This window comes from Rhodanobacter sp. OR92, from assembly GCF_000427545.1.
Taxonomy (GTDB): domain Bacteria; phylum Pseudomonadota; class Gammaproteobacteria; order Xanthomonadales; family Rhodanobacteraceae; genus Rhodanobacter; species Rhodanobacter denitrificans.
The window spans coordinates 281,533-303,469 of the sequence record NZ_ATYF01000006.1; the positions used below are offsets into that span (position 1 = coordinate 281,533).

A 21,937-nucleotide genomic window follows, 5' to 3' on the forward strand; every position below is an offset into this window, starting at 1 on the left:
CAGGGGGAGGAGCAGATCTTCCACCTCCGGCCGATCCCGATGACCACCGAATTCCGCCCACCCAACCTGGCGCTCAGCACGATCGGCCTGTCGCTGGCCACCTTCATGCAGGTGCTGGACACCACCATCGCCAACGTGTCGCTGCCGACCATCGCCGGCAACCTCGGCGTGAGCAGCAACCAGAGCACCTGGGTGATCACCTCGTTCGCGGTGAGCATGGCGATCGCGCTGCCGCTGACCGGCTTCCTCAGCCGCCGCTTCGGCGAGGTGCGGCTGTTCACCGCCTGCACGCTGCTGTTCGCGCTGGCCTCGTTCCTGTGCGGCGTGTCGCAGAGCATGGGCATGCTGATCCTGTTCCGCGCGCTGCAGGGCGCGGTGGCCGGGCCGATGTACCCGATCACGCAGAGCCTGCTGATCGGCATCTATCCGCCGGCCAAGCGCGGCATGGCGCTGGCGCTGCTGGCGATGGTGACGGTGGTGGCGCCGATCGCCGGCCCGATCCTCGGCGGCTGGATCACCGACAACTATTCATGGCCGTGGATCTTCTTCATCAACGTGCCGATCGGCATCTTCGCCAGCATGGTGGTGGCCGACCAGCTGCGCGGGAAGGTGGAGAAGACCGAGCGGCCGAAGATCGACTACGTCGGCCTGATCAGCCTGATCATCGGCGTGGGCGCGCTGCAGATCGTGTTGGACAAGGGCAACGACGAGGACTGGTTCAACTCCACCTTCATCATCGTCACCAGCATCGTCGCGGCAATCGGCATCGCGGTGTTCCTGATCTGGGAGCTGACCGACAAGGACCCGATCGTCGACCTGAAACTGTTCCGCCACCGCAACTTCACCGTCGGCACGATCGCGCTGATCCTCGGTTACGCGGCGTTCTTCGCGATCGCACTGATGGTGCCGCTGTGGCTGCAGCGCAACCTCGGCTACACCTCGATCTGGGCCGGCTACGCCAGCGCACCGCTGGGCATCATCCCGGTGCTGCTGACCTTCGTCGTCGGCAAGTACGGGCCGCGCATGGATCTGCGGCTGCTGGCGGCGGCGGCGTTCGTGGTGATGGGCCTGACCTGCTTCATGCGCTCGGATTTCTTCATCGGCATCGACTTCTACCACGTGGCGATGGTGCAGCTGTGGCAGGGCCTGGGCGTGGCGCTGTTCTTCATGCCGGTGCTGACCATCCTGCTGTCGGACCTGCAGCAGAACGAGATCGCCTCCGGCTCCGGCCTGGCCACCTTCCTGCGCACGCTGGGCGGCAGCTTCTCCGCCTCGCTCACCACCTTGCTGTGGGAGCGCCGCGCGGTGACCCACCACGAACAGCTGACCGAGCACATCACCGCCTACAGTCCGACCACGCAGGCCGCGATGCATCAGCTCGGCCAGGGCGACCAGCAGGCTGCCGCCGGCGTGCTCAACGACATCATCACCCAGCAGGCCTACCAGATCTCGTTCAACGAGGTGTTCCACGCGCTGGGCTGGATCTTCCTCGCGCTGGTGCTGGTGATCTGGCTGGCCAAGCCGCCGTTCACGCCGAAGGCGCGCAGCGTCTCCGGCGGCCACTGAAGCCGCCGGCACGCATTGGCACCGACGAACGGCTCCGCACGGAGCCGTCCGCCGCGACCTCAGAGATCGAACGCGACGCCGACCAGCGCCATCGTCTCGCCGGTGTTCGGGCGGTGCAGCCCGCCATTGGAGACATGCCGCAGCGCCACGCTGAAATGCTTCGCCTGCCAGCCCAGCGTGCTGACGAACTGGTAGTGGCTGGAGAGTGCGTGGGTGGCGTGGTTGGTGACGGCGAGCTGTTCGCTGAAAAACAGCGGCTGGTACCAGTCGCCGGCCTCGCCGAAGTGGAAACGCGCGCCGGCGGCCAGCAACGCCACCGAGTCGCGATTGGTGTAGCGGCTGTCGTCGGTCGCCACGTGGCGGCCGTCGATCCAGCCGAGCGAGACATCCGGCGCCCAAGTGAAGCGGGTCTGGCCCAGCGGCTGCGGCGCGAACACGGCCTCGACGAAGGCGGTGTTCGCGCCGTGGCTGTTCGAATAGCTGCGGCCGGCCTGCAGCTCGAAGTGGGCGGCCGTCGCAGGCAGCGCGGCGGTGACCAGGGCGAGCGCGAGCGCGCTGCGGATGAGGGGACGAAGGGACATGGGGCAACCTCGCGGCAGGTTTCTTTTTATGTACCGCATAGTCTACAAATGGCCGACGCCCGGCGCAGCTTTCCTTTGGTGCGATTTCGGCAACGGATTGTTGCCCGCGCGATGTAAAAACCCCGGCACGATGGCCGGGGTTCGGGTGCCGCCCGCGCTGGAGAAAAACTACTTGCCGACCACCGGCTGCAGGGTCGGGCTGTCCAGGTCCAGCGCGGTCGATTCCAGCAGCGCGGCCTCCGGATGCGCCTTGCGGACGTCCGCGGCGAACTGCGCGGCGTCGCCGACCACCACCACCGTGCTGGCGCCGGCATTCAGATGCTTGTCCGCGTACTTCTCGATCTGCTTCGGCGTCACCGCCTGCACCTTGGCGACGTACCGGCCGATCTGGTCCAGCGGCACGCCATACACGGCCAGCTCGCCGACCTGTTCGGCCAGCCCGGTGGTGGTTTCCAGGCTGCGGCCGTAGCCGCCGATCAGGGTGGCCTTGCGCGCGGCCAGCTCGTCGGCGGAAACCCGCGTGTCGCCCAGCCGCCTGAACTCGCCCAGCATCAATTCGACCACCTGCGCCGCGGACGGGTTCTTGGTCTGCGCCGAGGCCAGCCACAGGCCGGCGTCGCGCAACGGCTGCAGCCGGCTGTTGGCGCCATAGGACAGGCCGCGCTTGATGCGGATCTCCTCGTTCAGGCGCGCCGAGTACGAGCCGCCGAGCACCGCGTTGGCGAGCGTGCCTACGTAGTAGCCGTCATCGCCGCGCGACGGCGCCGCATGTGCCGCCACCACGCCGGCCTGCCCGGCGCCGCGCTGGTCGATCAGCACGATCGCCGGCACGCGGCTGGCGGCCTTGCCTGCCGCGCGCGCAGGCAGCGGCGTGGCCGGCTTCGGCCAATCGCCGAAGCTGGCCTGCGCCAGCTGTTGCGCCTGCGCCGGGGTGATGTCGCCGGCGAGGATCAGGATCGCATTGTCCGGCCGGTACAGCGCCGCGTGCAGTCGCTGCACGTCGGCGCGGCCGATCCGCGCGATCGAGGCCGGCGTGCCGCCGCGCGAATGGCCGTAGGCGCCATCGCCGAACACGCCACGGCTGGCCGCCAGCGAGGCCAGCGCGGTAGGCCGGCTCAGCAGCAGGCGCAGGTCGTCGATCGCCTGCGCCTGCGCCCGTTTCAGCTCGGCCGCGCTGAAATCCGGCTGGCGCACCACTTCGGCGAGCAGGCCCAGCGCCTGCGGCAACTTCGGCGTAGTCACGGTGATGCCGACCGCACTTTCGTCCCAGCCGGCATCGGCATCCAGCGAACCGCCCAACGCCTCGGCGGCGGCGGCGATCTGCGGCGCGCTCTGGCCGGCGGCGCCCTTGGTCAGCAGGCTCGCGGTGAGGTCGGCCAGGCCGGCCAGCGCCGGCGGGTCCATCTCGCCGCCGCTGCGCAACACCAGCTGCGCGGTGACCAGCGGCAGGCCGGCGCGGTGCACGCTGACCACCTGCAGGCCGTTCGCCAGGGTTTGCGTCGACGGTGTCGGCACGGTCAGCTGCGGCGCGGGGCCCGGCGCAGGCGGCGTGGCGGGAAACTCGGCGGCCGCCACGTTGCCGGCGGCGATCGCGATGGCCGTAAAGACGGCCAGACGACAGGCGTTCTTGCGGCGGCTCATTTCGCTGCTCCCGAGGTCGTCGCCGCCCCGGCGGGCTGCGGCAGGTAGTCGATAGTGACGCTGTGGGCGCCGGTGACGTATTTCTGCAGCACGCGGTGCACGTCCTGCTCGCTGACTTTCTGCAGCGCGGCCAGGTCGGTGTTGACGTGTTCCGGATTGCCGTCGATCAGCGTCGCCTGGCCCAGCGCGAAGGCCAGGCCCTGCGCGGTCTGCCGCTGCTTCAACTCGCTGGTCAGCAGCTGGGTCTTCACCTTGTCCAGCTCGGCGGCGGGAATCGGCTGGGTCGCCAGCCAGATGATCTCCTCGTGCAGCAGCTTCTCCGCCTCGGCCGGCTGGTGGCCGCTGGCGAGGATCGCGTAGGCGGTGAACAGGCCCGGGCCGACCCGGCCGTCGGCATCGGCACCGACCCGCTGGGCAACCTGGTGGCGATACACCAGCGACTGGTACAACCGCGAGGAATCGCCCTGCGAAAGCAGCGCGGCGGCGACCTGCAGCGGGATGCGGTCGGCCGTGTCGGACGCCGGCGGCAGCAGCCAGGTGAGCGCCACCGCGGGCAGCGGCGCGGTTTCGCTGGTGACGGTGTAGCGCAGGTTCTTCTTGCGCTTCGGTTCCTGCGCGGTGACCTGCGGGATCGGCGCGGCCGGTTTCGGGATCCAGCCGAAATACTGGTCGACCCAGGCGTCGAGCTGCTTCGGGTCGAAGTCGCCGGCGACGATCAGGGTGGCGTTGTCCGGTCGGTAGAAGGTCTGGTGGAACGCGATCACGTCCGGCAGCGAGGCCGCCTCCAGGTCCTCGATGCTGCCGATGGTGGGGCGCTTGTACGGATGCACGGTGTACGAGTGCGGGTCGATCGCGTTGAACAGCTTGCCGTACGGGTTGGCCAGCACGCTCTGGCGGTATTCCTCCTCCACCACCGCGCGCTCGGACTTGAAATTCGCCTCGTCCACGTTGAGGTTGGACAGCCGCTCGGCCTCGGCCCACAGCAGGGTCTGCAGGTGGTTGCTCGGCACCACCTCGAAGTAGTTGGTGACGTCGTCGCCGGTGGACGCGTTGTTGGCGCCGCCGACGTCCTCGGTGAGCCGGTCGAACTGCTCGGCGTGCATGTGCTTGGTGCTCTTGAACATCAGGTGCTCGAACAGATGCGCGAAGCCGGAGCGCCCCTGCGGGTCGTCCTTCGAGCCGACGTGGTACCACACCTGCACCGCCACGTTCGGGCTGGCGTGATCCTCCACGCTGAGCACCTGCAAGCCGTTCGGCAAGGTGCGCTGGTGGTACTGGATCGGCGGAATGGCCAGTTCGGCCGCGAGCAGCGGCGGCGAAGCCAGCGCGGTCAGCAGGACGAGCGGGGCGAGCAAGGCAGCCGGACGCAGATGCATGGGCGGTCCCTTTGGTGGAAAGGGCTCAACCTTAGCAAGTCGTGCCGAGCCATGCTCGTGACGTGCCGCCTGTCCGCGCAGGCATGCCCGGATACCGCTCGACTTCATGGCGAACCGGGCGATCTGCGATGATGGGCAAACGCGAGCCTGTCGTGAGGGGGTGGCATGTTCCGCTGGATCAAGAACGTCTGGACGGGTTCCGAGCCCGTCGAATTCGTGAGCGCGTTCGGCATGAACGAATCCGTGGAGCGACTGCGAGCCGCGACGCGCCGGTGGTCGTTTCCGTTCGCCACGCAGGAATGCGCGGCTGGCACGGTGAAGGAAAACCGCGTGTCGTTGCAGCGGGTCATTCCGATGGTCGGCAACTCGTTCAAGCCGTTCTTCATCGGCAGGTTCGAGCAACGGCAGGGCAAGGTGGTGCTGCGCGGCCGTTTCACCATGATGCTATTGGTGAAGGTGTTCATGGCGTTCTGGCTTGGCATGCTTGCATTGTTCGCGGTGGCCGGCTCGGCGGCCGCCGTGGCATCGCCGAAAGCCGCCATGTTCCCGCTGGCGGCCGTCGGGATGATGGGCTTCGGCGTCGGGCTGACGGCGCTGGGTCAATGGTTTTCACGGAACGACGCCGCCTGGCTCACCCATGTCATGCGCACCGCTCTGCAAGTACTGCCGGACACCGCCACGCCGGGCCAGGGTGCAGGCCTTGCCGGCCAGGCGGCGAGTGGCAAGACACCCGTATTCATCTACACGCTGACCGGGCTGTTCACCCTGTTCGGGCTCCTGGGCATCATGTCGGCGATCAGCGGCATCCAGATCTATCGCGGCGGCCCTGACGGAGCCGTGATCACACACTATGCGAACGATACGCTGCGCATGGTCGCCGGGGCGGGCTCCATCGCGATGCTCGGCGTCGCCCTTGGCATCTATCGACGCATGCTGTTCGCCTGGTGGTCGGGCTTCGTGCTGCTGGCGGCAAGCACGGTCTACTCGATCGTCAGCCCGCTCGTACGCACCGACCTCGGCGATGCGCGCGTGCCGGCAGTCGTGTTCGGCGGCATTTCCGTAGTGATCGGCGTGTTCTGGGGTCGCTGGTGGCATGCCCAGCGCCACCACTTCCACGATTGATTGCCCTGTACGATCCGCGAAAACGCACGCCAGGCCTGCCGCTGCGCTGCGCCGGCGCACTGCCAATCCATCATCGAGGGACGTTCGATGCCTACAACAGCTCGATCATCGCTGTTCGCCAACCACAACTTCACTTTGCTGTTCGGCGGCAGCACGATCTCGGCGATCGGCGACCAGTTCACCCTGGTGGCGTTGCCGTGGCTGGTGCTGAAACTCACCGGCGACCCGGCCGCGCTCGGCCTGGTGCTGGCCGCGATGGCGCTGCCGCGGGCGCTGTTCATGCTGATCGGTGGTGCGGTGGTGGATCGCATGTCGCCGCGGCGGGTGCTGCTCGGCGCGCGCGCGGTCAACGCGCTGCTGGTCAGCCTGCTCGCCGTGCTGGTGCTGGCCGGGGCGATCCAGATGTGGACGGTCTACGCTCTCGCGCTGGGCATCGGCCTGTCCACTGCGTTTGCCTACCCGGCGGGTTCGGCGATCCTGCCGCAGCTGATCCCGCCGCAGCAGCTGCAGCCGGCCAACGCGCTGTTCATGGGCACGCGCCAGCTGAGCATGATCGTCGGCCCGGCGATCGCCGGCCTGCTGATCAGCGTCGGCGTGCACGGTAGCCACGGCAACGGTGTGGCCGATGCCGCCGGGCTCGGACTCGCGTTCGGCATCGATGCGGTGAGCTTCCTGTTCTCGCTCGGCTCGCTGCTGCTGATCCGCATCCACAGCGACCACCACCCGAAGGCCCCAGTCGGCAGCGTGCTGGCGAACGTCGCCAGCGGCATCCGCAACATCTGGGCCGACCTGCCGCTGCGCGCATTCATCCTCTATGCCGCCGTGGTATCGGTGTTCGTGGGTGGCCCGATCCAGGTCGGCCTGCCGGTGCTGGCCGATACCCGGCTGGACCTGGGTGCTGCGTCGCTGGGCATCCTGATGACCGCCAACGGTGGCGGCATGCTGCTGGGCAGCGTCCTCTCCGGCGTCGCGGCGAAGCTGGTACGCGGCCGGCTCGGCCTGATGGTGCTGGGCATCGACAGCCTCGCCGGGCTGGCGCTAGCCACGCTGGCGCTGGTGCACTCGACCTTCGCCGGTGCCATGCTGCTGGCCTGCACCGGCGTGCTCGCCGGTATCGCGCAGATTGCCATCATCAGCTGGATCCAGCACCGCGTGGCCCCGGAGATGATGGGCCGTACCATGAGCGTGCTGATGTTCGCCTTCATGGGGCTGGGCCCGCTGGCGGCCGCGATCGCCGGCAGCCTGTTGAAGGTGGTCTCACTGGCGACCTTGTTCACCGCGGCGGGACTGACACTGAGCGCGATCGCCCTCGCCTGCATGACCAGCCCGGCGCTGCGCAGCATCGGCGCGGCGCGGCCCGGGGCGGCGCCGGCATGAAATCCCCGGCGCGGCGCCGGGCGACGGGAGCGAGTTGACGTTCCGTGGCGGCGCCGGGTCAGGACGCCGTCTGCACCTTGCCCAACGTCTTCAAGCGTTTCTTCTCCGCCTTGCGCTCCCTGCGCGCCGCCTTGCGGATCTTGCGGTCGTAATTCCACAGGTAGATCGCCGGCGTGCTCAGCAGGGTCAGCAACTGCGACACCAGCAAACCGCCGACGATGGCGATGCCGAGCGGCTGGCGCATTTCCGAGCCGATGCCGAAGCCGATCGCCAGCGGCAGCGCCGCGCCCATCGCCACCAGGGTGGTCATGGTGATCGGGCGAAAGCGCACCAGTGCCGCCTCGCGGATCGCCTCGGGTGCGGGCAATCCCCGCTCGCGTTCGGCGACCAGCGCGAAGTCGACCATCAGGATCGCGTTCTTCTTGACGATGCCGATCAGCATCAGGATCGCGATGATCGCCATCATCGAGATCTGCGTCTGCGTCACCAGCATCGCCAGGAACGCACCGGCGCCGGCCGCCGGCAGGGTGGACAGGATGGTCAGCGGATGGCCAAGGCTTTCATAGAGGATGCCCAGCACGATGTACATCGCCAGGATCGAGCCGAGCAGCAGCACCATGCCGTTGGACTGGGCCTGCTTCAGGCGCTGGTTGGCGCCGGTGAAATCCACCCGCATGCCGGCCGGCAGGCGCGCGGCGTAGGCGGCCTGCTCGACCAGCTTCACGCCGACGTCCTGGGTGACGTCCTTGGCCAGGTTGTAGCTGATCGTGGCCGCCTCCAGCTGGTTGTGGTGGCGCACGCGCAGCGGACTCATGTTCGGCTCGATCGTCGCCAGCGCCGACAGCGGAATCATCCGCCCCTGCTCGTTGCGCACGCGCACGTCCAGCAGCGACTCCGGGCTCACCCGCTCGGCCGCGCCGGTGCTGAGCACCACCGCGTACTGGTTGATGTCGGAATAGATCTGCGAGACCTGGCGCTGGCCGAACGCGTTGTACAGCGCCGAGTCGATGGTGCCGACGCCCACGTGCAGGCGAGCGGCCGCCTCGCGGTCGATCCGCAGCAGCTGCTGCTTGCCGACCTGGTCGAAGCTGCTGCTGACGTCGCGGAACTGCTGCATGCCGCGCAGCTGCCGCACCATCTTCAGCGTCCACGGCTGCAGGTCGCCGCCGTTGCTGCTGACCAGCTGGAATTCGTATTGGCCGCCCTTGTCGCCGCTGCCGCCGCCGCCGAGGAACTGCGCGGCGCTGACCGAGACCTTCACGTTGGCCAGCTTGTCGTACTGCTTGGACAGCCGCTCGACCACCTGCTTGATGCCTTCGCGGCGCTGGCCCGGCCCGCTGCCGCGCGGCTTGAGGTCGACGAACATCTGCGCGTTGTTGCCCACCGCGCCGCCACCGCCACCGTCGCGGCCGAGCATGGTGAGCTGGTCGAGCACGGCGGGGTCGGCCTGCATGATCTTGGCCACCGCCAGCGCACGCGCGGTCAGTTCGGCCGGCGAGATGTTGGCGTCGGCGCTGATGTCCACCTGCAGCTGGCCGGTGTCCTCGTCGGGCATGAAGGTGCCGCCGGCGGTCTTGGCCACCGCGAAACCGAGCACGAAGGTCAGCACCAGCAGCGTGAGCGGCTGCCAGCGCATGATCCGGCGATGGTGCATCGCCCAGTCCAGCGCACGCTGGTAGACGTGCAGCAGCTTGCGGTCGAAGTTCTCCACCGCCTGCTCGATCCGCCCGGGCGGCCTGCTGCGCTCCGGCTCGTGGGTCAGCATCCACGCGCACAGCGCCGGGGTCAGCGTGAGCGAGACCAGCGCCGAGATCACCACCGCCGCGGTCAGCGTCACCGAGAACTCGCGCAGCAGCATGATCAGCATGTTGTTGCCGAACAGGAGCGGCGCGAACACCGCCACCAGCGACAAGGTGATCGAGATCACCGTGAAGCCGATCTCGCGCACGCCGGTGAGCGCGGCCTGCATCGGCGGCTCGCCGCGCTCCATGTGGCGCACGATGTTCTCGATCACCACGATCGCGTCGTCCACCACGAAGCCGATGCACAGCACCAGCGCCACCAACGACAGCGTGTTGAGCGTGTAGCCCAGCGCCCACATCACCACGAACGCGCCGGCCAGCGACAGCGGCACGCTCAGCGTGGCGATCAGCGTGGGCCGCAGCCGGCGCAGGAACACCAGCATCACCAGCACCACCATCGCAATCGAGATCAGCAGCGCCACCTGCACCTCGTGCAGCGCCGACTTGGTGGTCTGGGTGAGGTCGAACACCGGCGTCATCGTCACGTTCTGCGGCAGCGAAGCGCGCAGCTGCGGCAATCGCGCGCGGATCGCCTCCACCGTGGCCACTGCATTCGCCTCCGGCCGCTTGCTGATCTGCAGGCCGACCGCGCGCGCGTCGTTGAACCAGGCCGCCTGGTACTCGTCCTGCTGGCCGCTGTAGACCTTCGCCACGTCGGACAGCCGCACCGGCGTGCCGTTCTTCGCCGAGATCAGCAGGCGGGCGAACTCGGTCGGCGTCTGCAGGCTGTCGCTGGCGCTCACCGTCATCTGCGTGCGGCCGTCGCTCAGCGTGCCCTGCGGCGAGGTGACGTTGGCCGCGCGCAGCGCGTTGGCCACGTCGTTGGTGGTGAGGCCCTTGGCCGCCAGCGCACCGTTGTCCAGCTCGATGCGCACCGCATGCGGGGTGCCGCCGAACACCTGCACCTGGGCCACGCCGTCGATCTGCGCCACCGCCGGCTTCAGCATGGTGTCGGCCAGGTCGAACAGCTGGTCCTGCGGCAGCCCGGTCGAGGTCAGCGTGAGGAACAGGATCGGGATCTGCGCGGTGTCGAACTTGAAGTACTGCGGTGGCGACGGCATGCCGCTGGGCAGGTCGACCGCGGCCGCGTTGATCGCCGCCTGCACGTCGCGCGCGGCGCTGTCTGCGGTGCGGTCGAAGGTGAAGCGCACCATCACCGAGGCCTGGCCCTCGCTGGCGTTGCCGTACATCTCGTCGACGCCGGGAATGCGCCCCAGGTGCCGCTCCAGCGGCGCCAGCACGGTGTTGGCCATGGTCTGCGCGCTGGCGCCGGGCTGGCTGGCCACCACGTACACGCCGGGGAAATCCAGCGACGGCAGCGCCGCCACGCCGAGCAGCAGGTACGCCCACAGCCCGGCCAGCATCAGGCCGAGCGCGAGCAGCGAGGTGCCGACCGGTCGGCGGATCAACGGGGCGAAGATGTTCATGGCGCTTCCGCCCGCGCGCGCGGCGGGCGTGGGGAGGTCGGGGAAGGGGTGGGCAGTCCGTGCATGCCCACTTTATGCCTTTCGGCGCCCCGCGGCGTATGTGCCTGAAGTCCACACCCTGCCGGAAGGCAGGGGTAGTGGCGGCTATTTCGGCAAGGCCGGCATCTGCTGCTGCACCAGGCGCTGGCGCCGGATCTCGGCGCGCAGCTGCCGCCGCGCCGCCTTGCGCTCGCGGTGGTCGTGTTGCCACAGGTAGATCGCCGGGGTGCTCAGCAAGGTCAGCAGCTGCGACACGAACAGGCCGCCGAGGATGGCGATGCCGAGCGGCTGGCGCATCTCCGAGCCGTAGCCGAAACCGACCGCCAGCGGCAGCGCCGCGCCCATCGCCACCAGGGTGGTCATGGTGATCGGGCGGAAGCGCACCAGCGCCGCCTCGCGGATCGCCTCCGGCGGCGACATGCCGTGGTCGCGCTCGGCGACCAGCGCAAAGTCGACCATCAGGATCGCGTTCTTCTTGACGATGCCGATCAGCATCAGCACCGCGATCACCGACATCAGGGTCAGCTGGGTATGCGTCACCAGCATCGCCAGGAACGCGCCCATGCCGGCGGCCGGCAGGGTGGAAAGGATGGTCAGCGGGTGGATCAGGCTCTCGTACAGGATGCCGAGCACCACGTACATCACCAGGATCACCGCCAGCAGCATGATCAGCGCGTTGTTCATCGCGTCGACCAGGTTCTTGTTGTCGCCGCTGTACTTCTTGTGCACACCGGGCGGCAGCTGCGCGGCGAACATCGCCTGCTCCACCAGCTTCAGGCCCTCGGCCTGGGTGACGCCCTTGGCCAGGTTGTAATTGATCGCGGCCGATTCGAGCTGGTCGAAGTGGCTGATGCTGACCGGCGCGATGTGCGGCCGGATCTGTGCCAGCGCGGACAGCGGAATCATCTTTCCCTGCGTGTTGCGCACGTAGGTATTGAGCAGGGTGGCCGGGCTCAGCGACTCGGCACTCTCGGCGGTGATCACCACGCGGTACTGGTTGATGTCCGAATAGATGGTGGAAACCGGGGTCTGCCCGAACGCGTTGGCCAGCGCCGTGTCGACCTGGGCCACGCTCACGTGCAGCCGCGCGGCGGCGTTGCGGTCCACCTGCAGCATCTGCTGCTTGCCGATGCTGTCGAAGCTGGTGCTGACGTTGCGGAACTGTTTCATGCCGCGCATCACCCGCGCCAGCTTCAGCGTGGGCTGCTGCAGCGGCACGCCGTCCACGCTGTCGAGCTGGAACGCATACTGCCCCCGGCCGCCGCCCGCGCCGCCGCCACCGCCGATGAACTGGTTGACCGAGAGCGACACGTCCAGGTCCGGCACGTTCTTGAAGACCTTGTCCAGCCGGTCGACCACCGCCTGGGAGCTGACGTGGCGGTCGCCGGGCCGGTCGCCCGGCGGCTTCAGGTCGACGAACAGGCTGGCCTGGTTGCCGACCGCGCCGCCGCCGTTGTTGCCGCCGAGGAAGGCAGAGACGTCGCGCACCGCCGGGTCGGCCTTGACCTTCGCCGCCACCTCCTGCGTGCGCCGGGACAGCAGCAGCGGCGAGACGTTGGCGTCGGCGGTGATGCTCGCCTGCAGCAGGCCGGTGTCCTCCTTCGGCATCAGGCCGCCGCCGGCGGTCATCACCACCACCACCGCCAGGCCGATGGTAAGCACCAGCAGGATGATCGGCTGCCAGCGCATGATCCGGCGGTGCCGCATCGCCCAGTCCAGCGCGCGCTCGTAGATGCGCAGCATGCCGCTGTCGAAACGCTCGGCCAGCCGCTCCAGCCGCCCCGCTGTGCGCGCGCCGGAGGGCTCGTGCGCCAGCCAGGCGCCGCACAACGCCGGGGTCAGCGTGAGCGAGACCAGTGCGGAGATCACGATGGTGGCGATCAGGGTCACCGAGAACTCGCGCATCAGCATGGTGAACATGTTGTTGCCGAACACCATCGGCCCGAACACGGCGATCAGCGACAGCGTGATCGAGAGCACGGTGAAACCGATCTCGCGCACGCCCTTGAGCGCCGCCTGCAGTGGCGGCTCGCCGCGTTCCATGTGACGCACGATGTTCTCGATCACCACGATCGCGTCGTCCACCACGAAGCCCACGCACAGCACCAGCGCCACCAGCGAGAAGATGTTCAGGGTGAAGCCGAGCATCCACATCGCCACGAACGCGCCGGCCAGCGACAGCGGCACGCTGAGCATCGCGATCACGGTGGGCCGCAGCCGGCGCAGGAACACCAGCATCACCAGCGCCACCATCACGATGCCCATCAGCAGCGCTACCTGCACCTCGTGCAGCGCCGACAGCGTGGTCGGGGTGAAGTCGAAGATCGGGGTGATGGTGGCGTCGGCCGGCAGCAGGCCACGCAGCTCGGGCAGGCGTGCGCGGACCGCTTGCACGGTGGCCACCGCGTTCGCCTCCGGCCGCTTGTTGATCTGCATCACCACCGCACGCTGGCCGTTGAACCACGCCGCGGCGTACTTGTTTTCCTGGCCGCCGCTGATCGTCGCCACGTCGGCCAGGCGCACCGGCACGCCGTTGCGGCTGGCGACCACCAGCGCGGCGAAGTCCGGCACCGTGTGCAGCGCGTCGCTGGCGCTCACCGTCATGCGCGTGACGCCGTTGCTGAGCGTGCCCTGCGGCGAGCTGACGTTGGCCGCGCGCAGCGCATTGGCCACGTCGTTGGCGGTGACGCCCATGCCCACCAGCGCGCGGGTGTCCAGCACGATGCGCACCGCATGCGGCGTGCCGCCGCCCACCTGCACCTGGGCCACGCCGGCGATCTGCGCCACCGCCGGCTTCAGCAAGGTGTCGGCGAGATCGTACAGCTGGTCCGGCGGCAGGCTGGAGGAGGTCAGCGAGACCAGCAGTACCGGAATCTGCGAGGTGTCGAACTTGACGTAGCCGGGCGGGCTGGGCAGCCCGGGCGGCAGGTCCGGCGCGGCCGCGTTGATCGCCGCCTGCACGTCGCGCGCAGCCTTGTCGGCGCCGCGGTCCATGTTGAAGATGACCTGGATCTGCGCGCCGCCCTCGCTGGCGCTGGAGGCCATCATGCGCACCCCGGGGATGCGCCCGAGATGGCGTTCCAGCGGCGCGACCACGGTGGAGGCCATGGTCTGCGCGCTGGCGCCGGGCATCTGCGCGAACACCGCCACGCCGGGAAACTCGATCGACGGGAACGCCGCCACGCCGAGCAGCAGGTACGCCCACAAGCCGCCCAGCATCAGGCCGATCGCGAGCAACGAGGTGCCGACCGGGCGGCGGACCAGCGGTGCGAAGATATTCAGACAGCCTCCCTGGCGCAGCGGCGTGGCGTGAGGGCCAGCAACACGACCCGCGGCATGACGAGAGTTCCATTCATGCCCGCTTTATGCCAGCTGCCGCGCTCCTGGCGCATGTGCCTGAAGTCCACCCGCCGGCAGGAACCCGCCACCGGGCTCCTGCCGGCGTCGCGGCGGGGTCAGCGCGCCGGGCTGTAGCGCAAGGTCAGGAACGCACCGCGGCCGGCCTGGTTGAAGTACCACACGGTCTCGTAGTGGCGGTCGAACACATTGGCCAGCCGCGCTTCGAGCTGCCAGTCCGGCGCAAAGTGCCAGCTGGCGCGCAGGTCGGTGGTGGCGTAGCCGCCCAGCGGGTGGCGGTTGGCCGCGTCGTCGTAGCTGCGTCCGGCCGCGTTGACGCTGGCGCCCACGCCGAACGCACCATAGCGCCGGTCCAGGTCCAGTCGCGCGGTGCGCCCGGGCCGGCGCGGCAGCCACTTGCCGTCGTTGGCGCCGCCGTCGTCGTTGCGCGGCTGCAGCCAGGTCAGGTAGCCCTGCAGCTGCCAGCCGGCGAGGGTCGCGCCGAGCTGGCCTTCCACGCCGCGGATGCGCGCCTTGCTGATGTTGGACGGGAAGTAGTTGGCGTCCAGCGCGATCAGCTGGTCGATGCGGGTCTGGTAGGCGTTCAGCGCCCAGTTCCACGCATCCTGCTGCTGGCTCAGGCCCAGTTCGGCGCTGCGCGATTGCTCCGGCTTCAGCTGCGGGTTGCCGCTGCCGTACGGGTAGTACAGGTCGTTGAAGGTCGGCGCATGGAACGCGCTGCCGTAGCTGGCCGACAGGCGCAGGCCATGATCGAAGTGGTAGCCCCACGCCGCGGCGCCGGTGTTGTGGTCGCCGAACTGGCCGTTGTGGTCGCGCCGCGCCGACAGCTGCACCTGGTGGCGGCCGAACGTGCCCTGGTACTGCACGTAGCCGCCGGTGTTGTTGCGGCGGCTGGCGAGGAAGCCGGTGTCGCTGTCGATGTGCTCGCCCTGCCAGTCGACACCCAAGGTCAGCAGCTGGTTGTCGGCCATGCTGAGGTCGTTCTGCCACGCCGCCTGGTTGCGCCGCGAGTAGATGTAGCCGACGAAGTCCCGGTTCTCGTAGTTGTCGTAGCGGTCCAGGTTCTGGCCCACGCTCAGCGTGGTCTTCCACGCCGGGAGCGGATTGAAGCTGAAGCTGCTGCCGGCAACCTGCTGCAGGGTGCGGCTGCGGTTCTGGTAGCTGCCGTCGAAATGGATCTCGCCGAGGCTGCGCAGCCAGGTGCCGGTGAGCTCGGCGCCATTGTCCCAGCGATAGCCGCCACTGGCGCTGAGGTTCTTGTTGCGGAAGGCGTCGCGGTCCGGCTCGTCGGTGAAGCAGCCGGCGAACGCTTCGGCCGCGCCGATGCGGCACGCGTTGATGCCACGGGTGTACTGGGCGCCGACGCCGAGGTTGTACCAGGCGTGCCCATCGCCGCCGGACAGTCCAGCCTGGCCGCGCAGCAGGCGGTTGCTGCCGGTGGTCACGCTGAACGAGGGTTGCAGGCCGCCGCCCGGCGTACCACGCCGGGTGAAGATCTGGATCACCCCGCCGATCGCGTCGGCGCCGTACAGGCTGGAACGCGGGCCGCGCACCACCTCGATGCGCTCGATCTGCTCCACCGGAATCTGCTCGAACGCCGCCAGCCCGGCGCTGACCGAGGCCACCCGCACGCCGTCGACCAGCAGCAGGGTGTGGGTGGAGTTGGTACCGCGCAGGAACAGCGAGGTCTGCTGGCCGTAGCCGCCGCTGTTGGCGAAGCTCAGCCCGGGCAGCCCGGCCAGCAGGTCCGGCACCGACAACGGCTGCAGCCGCTCGATGTCGGCGCGGGTGATCACCGTCACCGACGACAGCGCCTCGTCGGCGGTAATCGCGGTGCGCGTGGCGGTGACGATCACCGGCGCCAGCGCCGACGCCGCGTTCTGGTCGGCCGCGTGGGCGGCCAGCGTACCGCCGAGCAGTGCCGCGGCCAGCAGGGTCTTCTTCATGTTCGTTCCTCTACGCCGTGCACCCGCGCACGGCTCATGGGTTCAATGAGCTGGCGGCAAGCGAGGGAGGAAGACGGAACGACGGGCAGGCGGCAACGACCGACACGTGGTTCGGCCTCGCCCACCGCGAGCCACCAGGAAGCGTTCGGGCCGGTCTCCGGGCTGGCGAGTGGCATGCGGTGACCTGCATGCCCCGAGCGGCGCCTTCCCGTGCCATGCACAGTGGCGTTCGCCGCCGGTGATCTCGCTTACCGTTGCGGGGGCAGCGCCGGCCTTGCAGTGTGTTCGCACACCACGCACCGGCTTCCCGTTTCATCCCTCCGGCCATGCGCCGTCGGGACACCTGAACGGCGCGACTCTAGCGCCGACCGGGGAGCACATGCAATCGGATCGCCGCGTTAACGGCTGGTCCGCCCTGCCGCACCCGATTGTTCCGGTACCCATCTACAGCTTCGCGACGCACCGGCAAATAGCTGAAATCGAGAAACGATAACCGTAGATTCTTTCGGAAAAATAATAGCGAAACGTAACTTCTTGCTAATTGGCGATTAATCATAAAGATTTTGTTGACTGCAGTATTTACATCGCCTTATGTTCAGAAGGCAGGTCGCCCAAACGGCATGGCTACGGGCCTTGGCAGGTTTGGCTGGCCACTTGGCGGCAGTCGACGACATATGCCCGGCCTGCTGTTTTGGGATGAATCAATTGCGTTGCATCACCCGGCCCTCATGGGCCTTTCACTCTGGGGAAATCATTACCAATGAGCAGGCACAACAAAATACATAATCCGAGGTGGCGCCACACCGCTCTGGCCGTAGCCCTGAGCATGAGTCTCGGCGGCGTCGCCATGGCCCAGTCCACCACGGGCTCGATCTTCGGCCAGGCTCCGGCGGCCGCGGGCGAAACCGTCAGCGCCACCAACGCTTCGGGCCTGACGCGCGAGGTTGCTGTCGATAGCTCCGGGCGTTTCCAGATCAGCAACGTGCCGGTGGGTACCTATACGGTCTCGCTGAAGAAGGATGGCGCGGTCGTCGACTCGCGCAAGGTGTCCCTGGCGCCCGGCGCCGGCACGGCCGTCACCTTCAGCGCCGAAACGACCTCGCTGAGCGCGGTCACCGTCTCGGCCAATGCGCTGCCGGCCATCGACGTCTCCAGCGTGAGTTCCAGCACGGTCATCACCGCCGCCGACCTGCGCAAGCTGCCGGTCAGCCGCAACGCGGAGTCCATCGCCCTGCTGGCGCCAGGCACCACCAGTGGCAGCAACTTCTTCAACGGCCCGGGCGGGCACTCGCTGGTCTCGTTCGGCGGCTCGAGCGTGACTGAAAATGCGTACTACGTGAACGGCTACAACACCGGCGAGCCGTACAAGAACCTGGGCGGCTTCCAGCTGCCCTACGGCGCGATCGACCAGCAGGAAACGCTCACCGGCGGCTACAACGCCAAGTACGGCCGCTCCGACGGTGGCGTGATCAACCAGCTCGGCAGGCGCGGCACCAACGAGTGGCATTTCGGCGCTCAGGTGGCCTGGGAGCCGAGGTTCCTCGAAGGGACCCCGGTCAACAACTATTACGGCCACCCGACCGTCCCGGCGTCGACCAGCCAGGTCAACTACGCGCTGGAAAACCCGGCCCTGGCGGGCACGCTGCACCAGTACCGCAACGACAACAAGCAGTGGCAGACGATCTACTCCGCTTACGTCGGTGGCCCGCTGATTCAGGACAAGCTGTTCATGTTCCTGGCGGCCGAGACCTCCGAGACGCAGTCCAACAACGTGGAAATCGCGTCCAACCAGAAGGTGCAGTACAACAACGACAAGGACACCAAGTTCTACGGCAAGTTGGACTGGAATATCACCGACAGCAACATCCTCGAGCTGACCGCGCTGAACAACCGTTCCCGCAACGGCGCCGGAACCACCTACGCGTTCGATTACAACACGCTGAAGTCGGGTGCCTTCGTCGCCAACAACGACGTGACCAAGGATAACGCCCAGTTCTACCTTGGCCATTTCACCAGCTACATCACCGACGCGGCCACGCTGAGCATCCTGTACGGCAAGGCGAATTTCCAGAACCCGACGATCTATGGCAACACCAGCCCGCTGCCGTTCATTTCCCGCCCCTACAACCAGAACCCGGCCTACCTGCCGCCGGGCACGGGGCCGAACGGCATCACCAACAACCAGACCAACACCAGCTGGTCCGCGAACAACGCAACCAACGGTACCCATGGTTTGCGCGTCGACTTCGATTACCGGCTGGGTGACCACGACCTTGCCGTCGGCATCGACAACATGACCTACAAGGCCCGCAACCAGGGCCCGAACCAGCAGAACCCGTTCAACCCGTCGATCAACTACTACTGGCGCTACCTCACCGGCGGCGTCGTGCAGAAGCGCGAGATCGGCTGGCAGACCAGCATGACGATGACCCAGAAGGCCTACTACCTGCAGGACAGCTGGCAGGTGCTGCCGAACCTGCTGCTGGACATCGGCGTGCGCAATGACCACTTCACCAACTACAACGATGTGGGCAAGGCGTTCGTCGACGAGAAGAACCAGTGGGAACCGCGCATCGGCGCCAGCTGGGACGTGAACGGCGACTCCTCGTTCAAGATCTACGGCAACGCGGGTCGCTACTACCTTGCGCTGCCGGATAATGCGGCCGAACGCGCGGCAAACATCTCGACCTTCCTCACCACCAACTACAGCTACACCGGCATCGACGCCAACGGCATCCCGACCGGCCTGGCGACGCTGGACGACCCGGCGACGACTTCGCCGGATGGCGAGAAGGGTCTGCCCAAGGACCCGCAGCAGGTCACCGCGCGCAACCTGAAGGCCGAGTACCTGGATGAGTTCATCGTCGGTTTCGACAAGAAGCTCAACGACAGCTGGACCTACGGCGCCAAGGCGATGTGGCGCGACCTGAAGACCGCCATCGACGACGAGTGCTCGCCGGGCCGGATCGGCAACAAGATGGTGGCCCAAGGCGTGGACCCGGCCGCATTGGGCGGCGCCTACTACGATTCACTGTACGGTGCCAGCTACTGCCGCCTGATCAACCCGGGCCTGACCAACGACATTCTGGTGAAGTCGAGCGACAGCACCCATCCCGACCTTCTCGTCACGATGAGCCAGAAGGATTGGGGTTACCAGCAGGGCGTGAAGCGCAAGACCGGCTCGCTGAACCTGTACCTGGAGCATCCGTTCGACGGCAAGTGGCAGGCGCGCGTGGACTACACCTACACCCGCGGCTTCGGCAACACCGAGGGCCAGGTGCGCTCCGACTTCGGCCAGGCCGACGTGTCCAAGACCGAAGACTGGGATTCCTGGCAGCTCATGGACGGCGCGAACGGCGAGCTCGCCAACGTCCGCAAGCACCAGCTGCGCATCCGCGGCGCCTACCAGATCACCCCGGAGTGGCTGGTGTCCGCGACGCTGCTGGCGCAGTCCGGCTATCCGAAGGAGTGCCTCGGTTACTACGGCGTGGGTGGTTCGGGCAAGGCCTACTATGGCCCGGGCAAGCCGGGCGATCCGTCCGGTTACAACAACTACGGCAGCGGCAACTATCACTGGTGCAATGGCGTGCGCTACCCGGCGGGTACCCTCGGCCATACGCCGTGGACCGAGCAGCTCAACCTCGGCATCCACTACGCGCCGGCGTTTGCCGACAACAAGCTCGGGATCAATCTGGACATCTTCAACGCGCTGGACCAGCAGAGGGCCGTGCAGACCGATCCGGCCGGCAACAGCTCGTACAACCGGACCACCAATACCCTCAACATCAACAACAGCTACGGCGACGGCATCTTCTTCCAGCCGCCGCGCACGGTTCGCCTGTCGGTAACCTACGACTACTGATCGTACGAGCTGATTCGCGTCTTGAAAGCCACCGGCTCCGGCCGGTGGCTTTTTCTTTGAGGTGGCCACGGCGGCGCGCGTCCACGACGATCCGGCGGGACCCGGCCAGCGCGGGCGCGACCTCGGCAAGGCACGTGGAACACCGCGGTGGAGCGCACGTTTTCCCGCCCCTGAAGTTACTATGCCCGAATGAATCCTCAGGACACCGGCACGGCGGAAAACCGCCTGCGCATGCTCGCCCGGCAGCACATCGACGGCCGACAATGGGGCGCTGCGCAGGCTGTCCTGGAGTCGCTTGCCCGACAGCTGCCGCACGACGCTGCGGTAATGGTCGAGCTGGCCGATGTCCTGTTCAGGCGCGGCCGGTTGCGTGAAGCGAGCGCACAGATGCTGCGGGTCGCGGCCCGGCTGCCACGGAATGGCCCGCTGATCGTCGGCGTGGCGAAACGCCTGATCGCCTTTGGCGAAGTTCCTGCCGCCCGCAGCTGCCTCGATCTCCTCGCCCGGGCCCCCGCCCCGCCCCCTGAGCTGCTGGTCGCGCAGGCACATCTGCGCTTCGGCCTCGGCGAGATCGCCGCGGCGAAGACGCTGATCGAGAAAGCCCTCGCGGCCGGCGCCGATGCGCCAGGCGAACTGCATCTGTACGCCATGCTGCTTCAGTTCAGCGGCGACATCGACCGCGCCAGCACCGTACTGGAAGGCTGCCTGGAGCGCTGGCCGCAATTCGGCGACGCGGTGATGGCGCTGGTGAACCTGCGCAGGCAGCGGCCGGAAAGCCATCCGCTGGGCCACGTGCAGGCGCAGCTGCGCCGCCTTCCCGCCGACGACCCGGATCCCGCCGCGCGGTTCGTCCGTGCCGAGTTCGAGTACGCGCAATTCAAGATACTGGACGATCTCCAGCGCTACGCAGAGGCGTGGCCCGCGCTGGCGCGGTGCAACGCCATCATGCACGAGCTCAATCCGTACGACGCCGACGCCGAGGCCGCCGTCACCGACGCGCTGATGGGCATGCCCACGCCGGACGACAGGTCCCAGGCGACGTCGGCCTCAGCGTTCGAGGGCCCCACGCCCATCTTCATCGTCGGCATGCCGCGCTCGGGCACGACCCTGCTCGATCGGATGCTGTCCCGCCATTCGCAGATCGCCTCCGCTGGCGAGATCATCGACTTCTGGCGCCAACTGCACTGGGTCACCGACGTGGCTCCGGCCGGGTCGCGCGAACTGCTGGAAGTCATCCGGCGCAGTGCGGATATCGATTACGCCGGGCTGGGCGCACGCTACCTGCGGCAGACGCAGTGGCGCGCCCAGGGGCGCACGTACTACATCGACAAGCTGCCCGCCAACTTCCGGATGGTCGCGTTCATCCGTCGGGCCTTGCCGCGGGCGCCGATCCTGCACCTGGTGCGCGATCCGATCGACACCTGCTTCTCCAACTTCAAGGCGATGTTCGGCAACGTCTCGCCGTACAGCTACGACCTGCCGGCGCTGGCCCATTACCACGGGCAATATGCGCGCCTGACCCGGCACTGGCATGCCCGGCTTCCGCACGCCATGCTCGACGTTCCCTACGCCGCCCTGGTGCGCGATCCCGGGAACACCTTGCGAGGCGTGCTCGAGCATTGCGGGCTGGCACTGGAGGAAGGCTGCCTGCAGCCGGAGCTCAATACCTCGCCGGTGGCCACGCCGAGCAGCGGCCAGGTGCGCGAGGCCATCCATACCCGCAGCCTCGACCACTGGAAGAACTACGCCGCGCAACTGCAACCGCTGCGCCAGGCGCTGGACGAGTTTCCCGGCCAGGCGCAGCCATCGTGACGACGCCCGCCCGCACCGCCGACCGGCGC

At 67.9% G+C, this 21,937-nt stretch carries 11 protein-coding genes and 1 riboswitch; of the genes, 5 read left to right on the forward strand and 6 right to left on the reverse strand.

Annotated features, from left to right (window positions below):
• Positions 1 to 39 precede the first annotated feature (39 nt).
• Entirely contained in the window at positions 40 to 1,566 is a 1,527-nt protein-coding gene (locus RHOOR92_RS0104265) for a DHA2 family efflux MFS transporter permease subunit (protein ID WP_027489686.1), read from the forward strand.
• A gap of 59 nt (positions 1,567 to 1,625) precedes the next feature.
• On the opposite strand, the gene RHOOR92_RS0104270 is transcribed toward RHOOR92_RS0104265, so the two are convergent.
• The 3 genes from RHOOR92_RS0104270 to RHOOR92_RS0104280 form a co-directional block, all read right to left on the reverse strand.
• Positions 1,626 to 2,147 carry an acyloxyacyl hydrolase gene (locus RHOOR92_RS0104270; RefSeq protein ID WP_027489687.1) on the reverse strand — a complete coding sequence of 174 codons (522 nt, stop codon included), beginning with the start codon at positions 2,145 to 2,147 and terminating at the stop codon, positions 1,626 to 1,628.
• A 168-nt stretch (positions 2,148 to 2,315) separates the two neighbouring features.
• Complete coding sequence (locus tag RHOOR92_RS0104275) at positions 2,316 to 3,788, reverse strand: pitrilysin family protein (protein WP_027489688.1); 1,473 nt, start codon at positions 3,786 to 3,788, stop codon at positions 2,316 to 2,318.
• Complete coding sequence (locus tag RHOOR92_RS0104280; protein ID WP_027485467.1) at positions 3,785 to 5,164, reverse strand: pitrilysin family protein; 1,380 nt, start codon at positions 5,162 to 5,164, stop codon at positions 3,785 to 3,787. The genes RHOOR92_RS0104275 and RHOOR92_RS0104280 overlap by 4 nt, the downstream gene beginning before the upstream one ends.
• A 165-nt stretch (positions 5,165 to 5,329) precedes the next feature.
• Here RHOOR92_RS0104280 and RHOOR92_RS0104285 point away from each other — a divergent pair, with 165 nt between their 5' ends.
• Positions 5,330 to 6,286 (forward strand): hypothetical protein, encoded by a 957-nt coding sequence (locus tag RHOOR92_RS0104285; protein ID WP_027489689.1) that lies wholly within the window; start codon positions 5,330 to 5,332, stop codon positions 6,284 to 6,286.
• Positions 6,287 to 6,373: 87 nt separating this feature from the next.
• Positions 6,374 to 7,663, forward strand: a complete 1,290-nt coding sequence (locus RHOOR92_RS0104290; protein WP_027489690.1) for an MFS transporter — start codon at positions 6,374 to 6,376, stop codon at positions 7,661 to 7,663.
• A 58-nt stretch (positions 7,664 to 7,721) separates the two neighbouring features.
• On the opposite strand, the gene RHOOR92_RS0104295 is transcribed toward RHOOR92_RS0104290, so the two are convergent.
• The 3 genes from RHOOR92_RS0104295 to btuB all read right to left on the reverse strand — a co-directional run bounded on the left by RHOOR92_RS0104295 (position 7,722) and on the right by btuB (position 16,234).
• Positions 7,722 to 10,892, reverse strand: coding sequence for an efflux RND transporter permease subunit (locus RHOOR92_RS0104295; RefSeq protein WP_027489691.1), 3,171 nt, complete (start codon positions 10,890 to 10,892; stop codon positions 7,722 to 7,724).
• Positions 10,893 to 11,036: 144 nt separating this feature from the next.
• Entirely contained in the window at positions 11,037 to 14,213 is a 3,177-nt protein-coding gene (locus RHOOR92_RS0104300) for an efflux RND transporter permease subunit (RefSeq protein ID WP_027489692.1), read from the reverse strand.
• 173 nt (positions 14,214 to 14,386) lie between these two features.
• Positions 14,387 to 16,234 (reverse strand): TonB-dependent vitamin B12 receptor, encoded by a 1,848-nt coding sequence (btuB, locus tag RHOOR92_RS0104305; protein ID WP_027489693.1) that lies wholly within the window; start codon positions 16,232 to 16,234, stop codon positions 14,387 to 14,389.
• Between the two features lie 130 nt (positions 16,235 to 16,364).
• Positions 16,365 to 16,596: riboswitch (cobalamin riboswitch) on the reverse strand.
• Between the two features lie 464 nt (positions 16,597 to 17,060).
• On the opposite strand from btuB, the gene RHOOR92_RS0104310 reads away from it, so the two are divergent.
• Positions 17,061 to 20,096 carry a TonB-dependent receptor gene (locus RHOOR92_RS0104310; RefSeq protein WP_231378320.1) on the forward strand — a complete coding sequence of 1,012 codons (3,036 nt, stop codon included), beginning with the start codon at positions 17,061 to 17,063 and terminating at the stop codon, positions 20,094 to 20,096.
• Between the two features lie 189 nt (positions 20,097 to 20,285).
• The gene (locus RHOOR92_RS0104315) at positions 20,286 to 21,908 is read left to right on the forward strand and encodes a sulfotransferase (protein ID WP_037114858.1); all 1,623 of its coding nucleotides are present in this window, start codon (positions 20,286 to 20,288) and stop codon (positions 21,906 to 21,908) included.
• Positions 21,909 to 21,937: the final 29 nt, after the last annotated feature.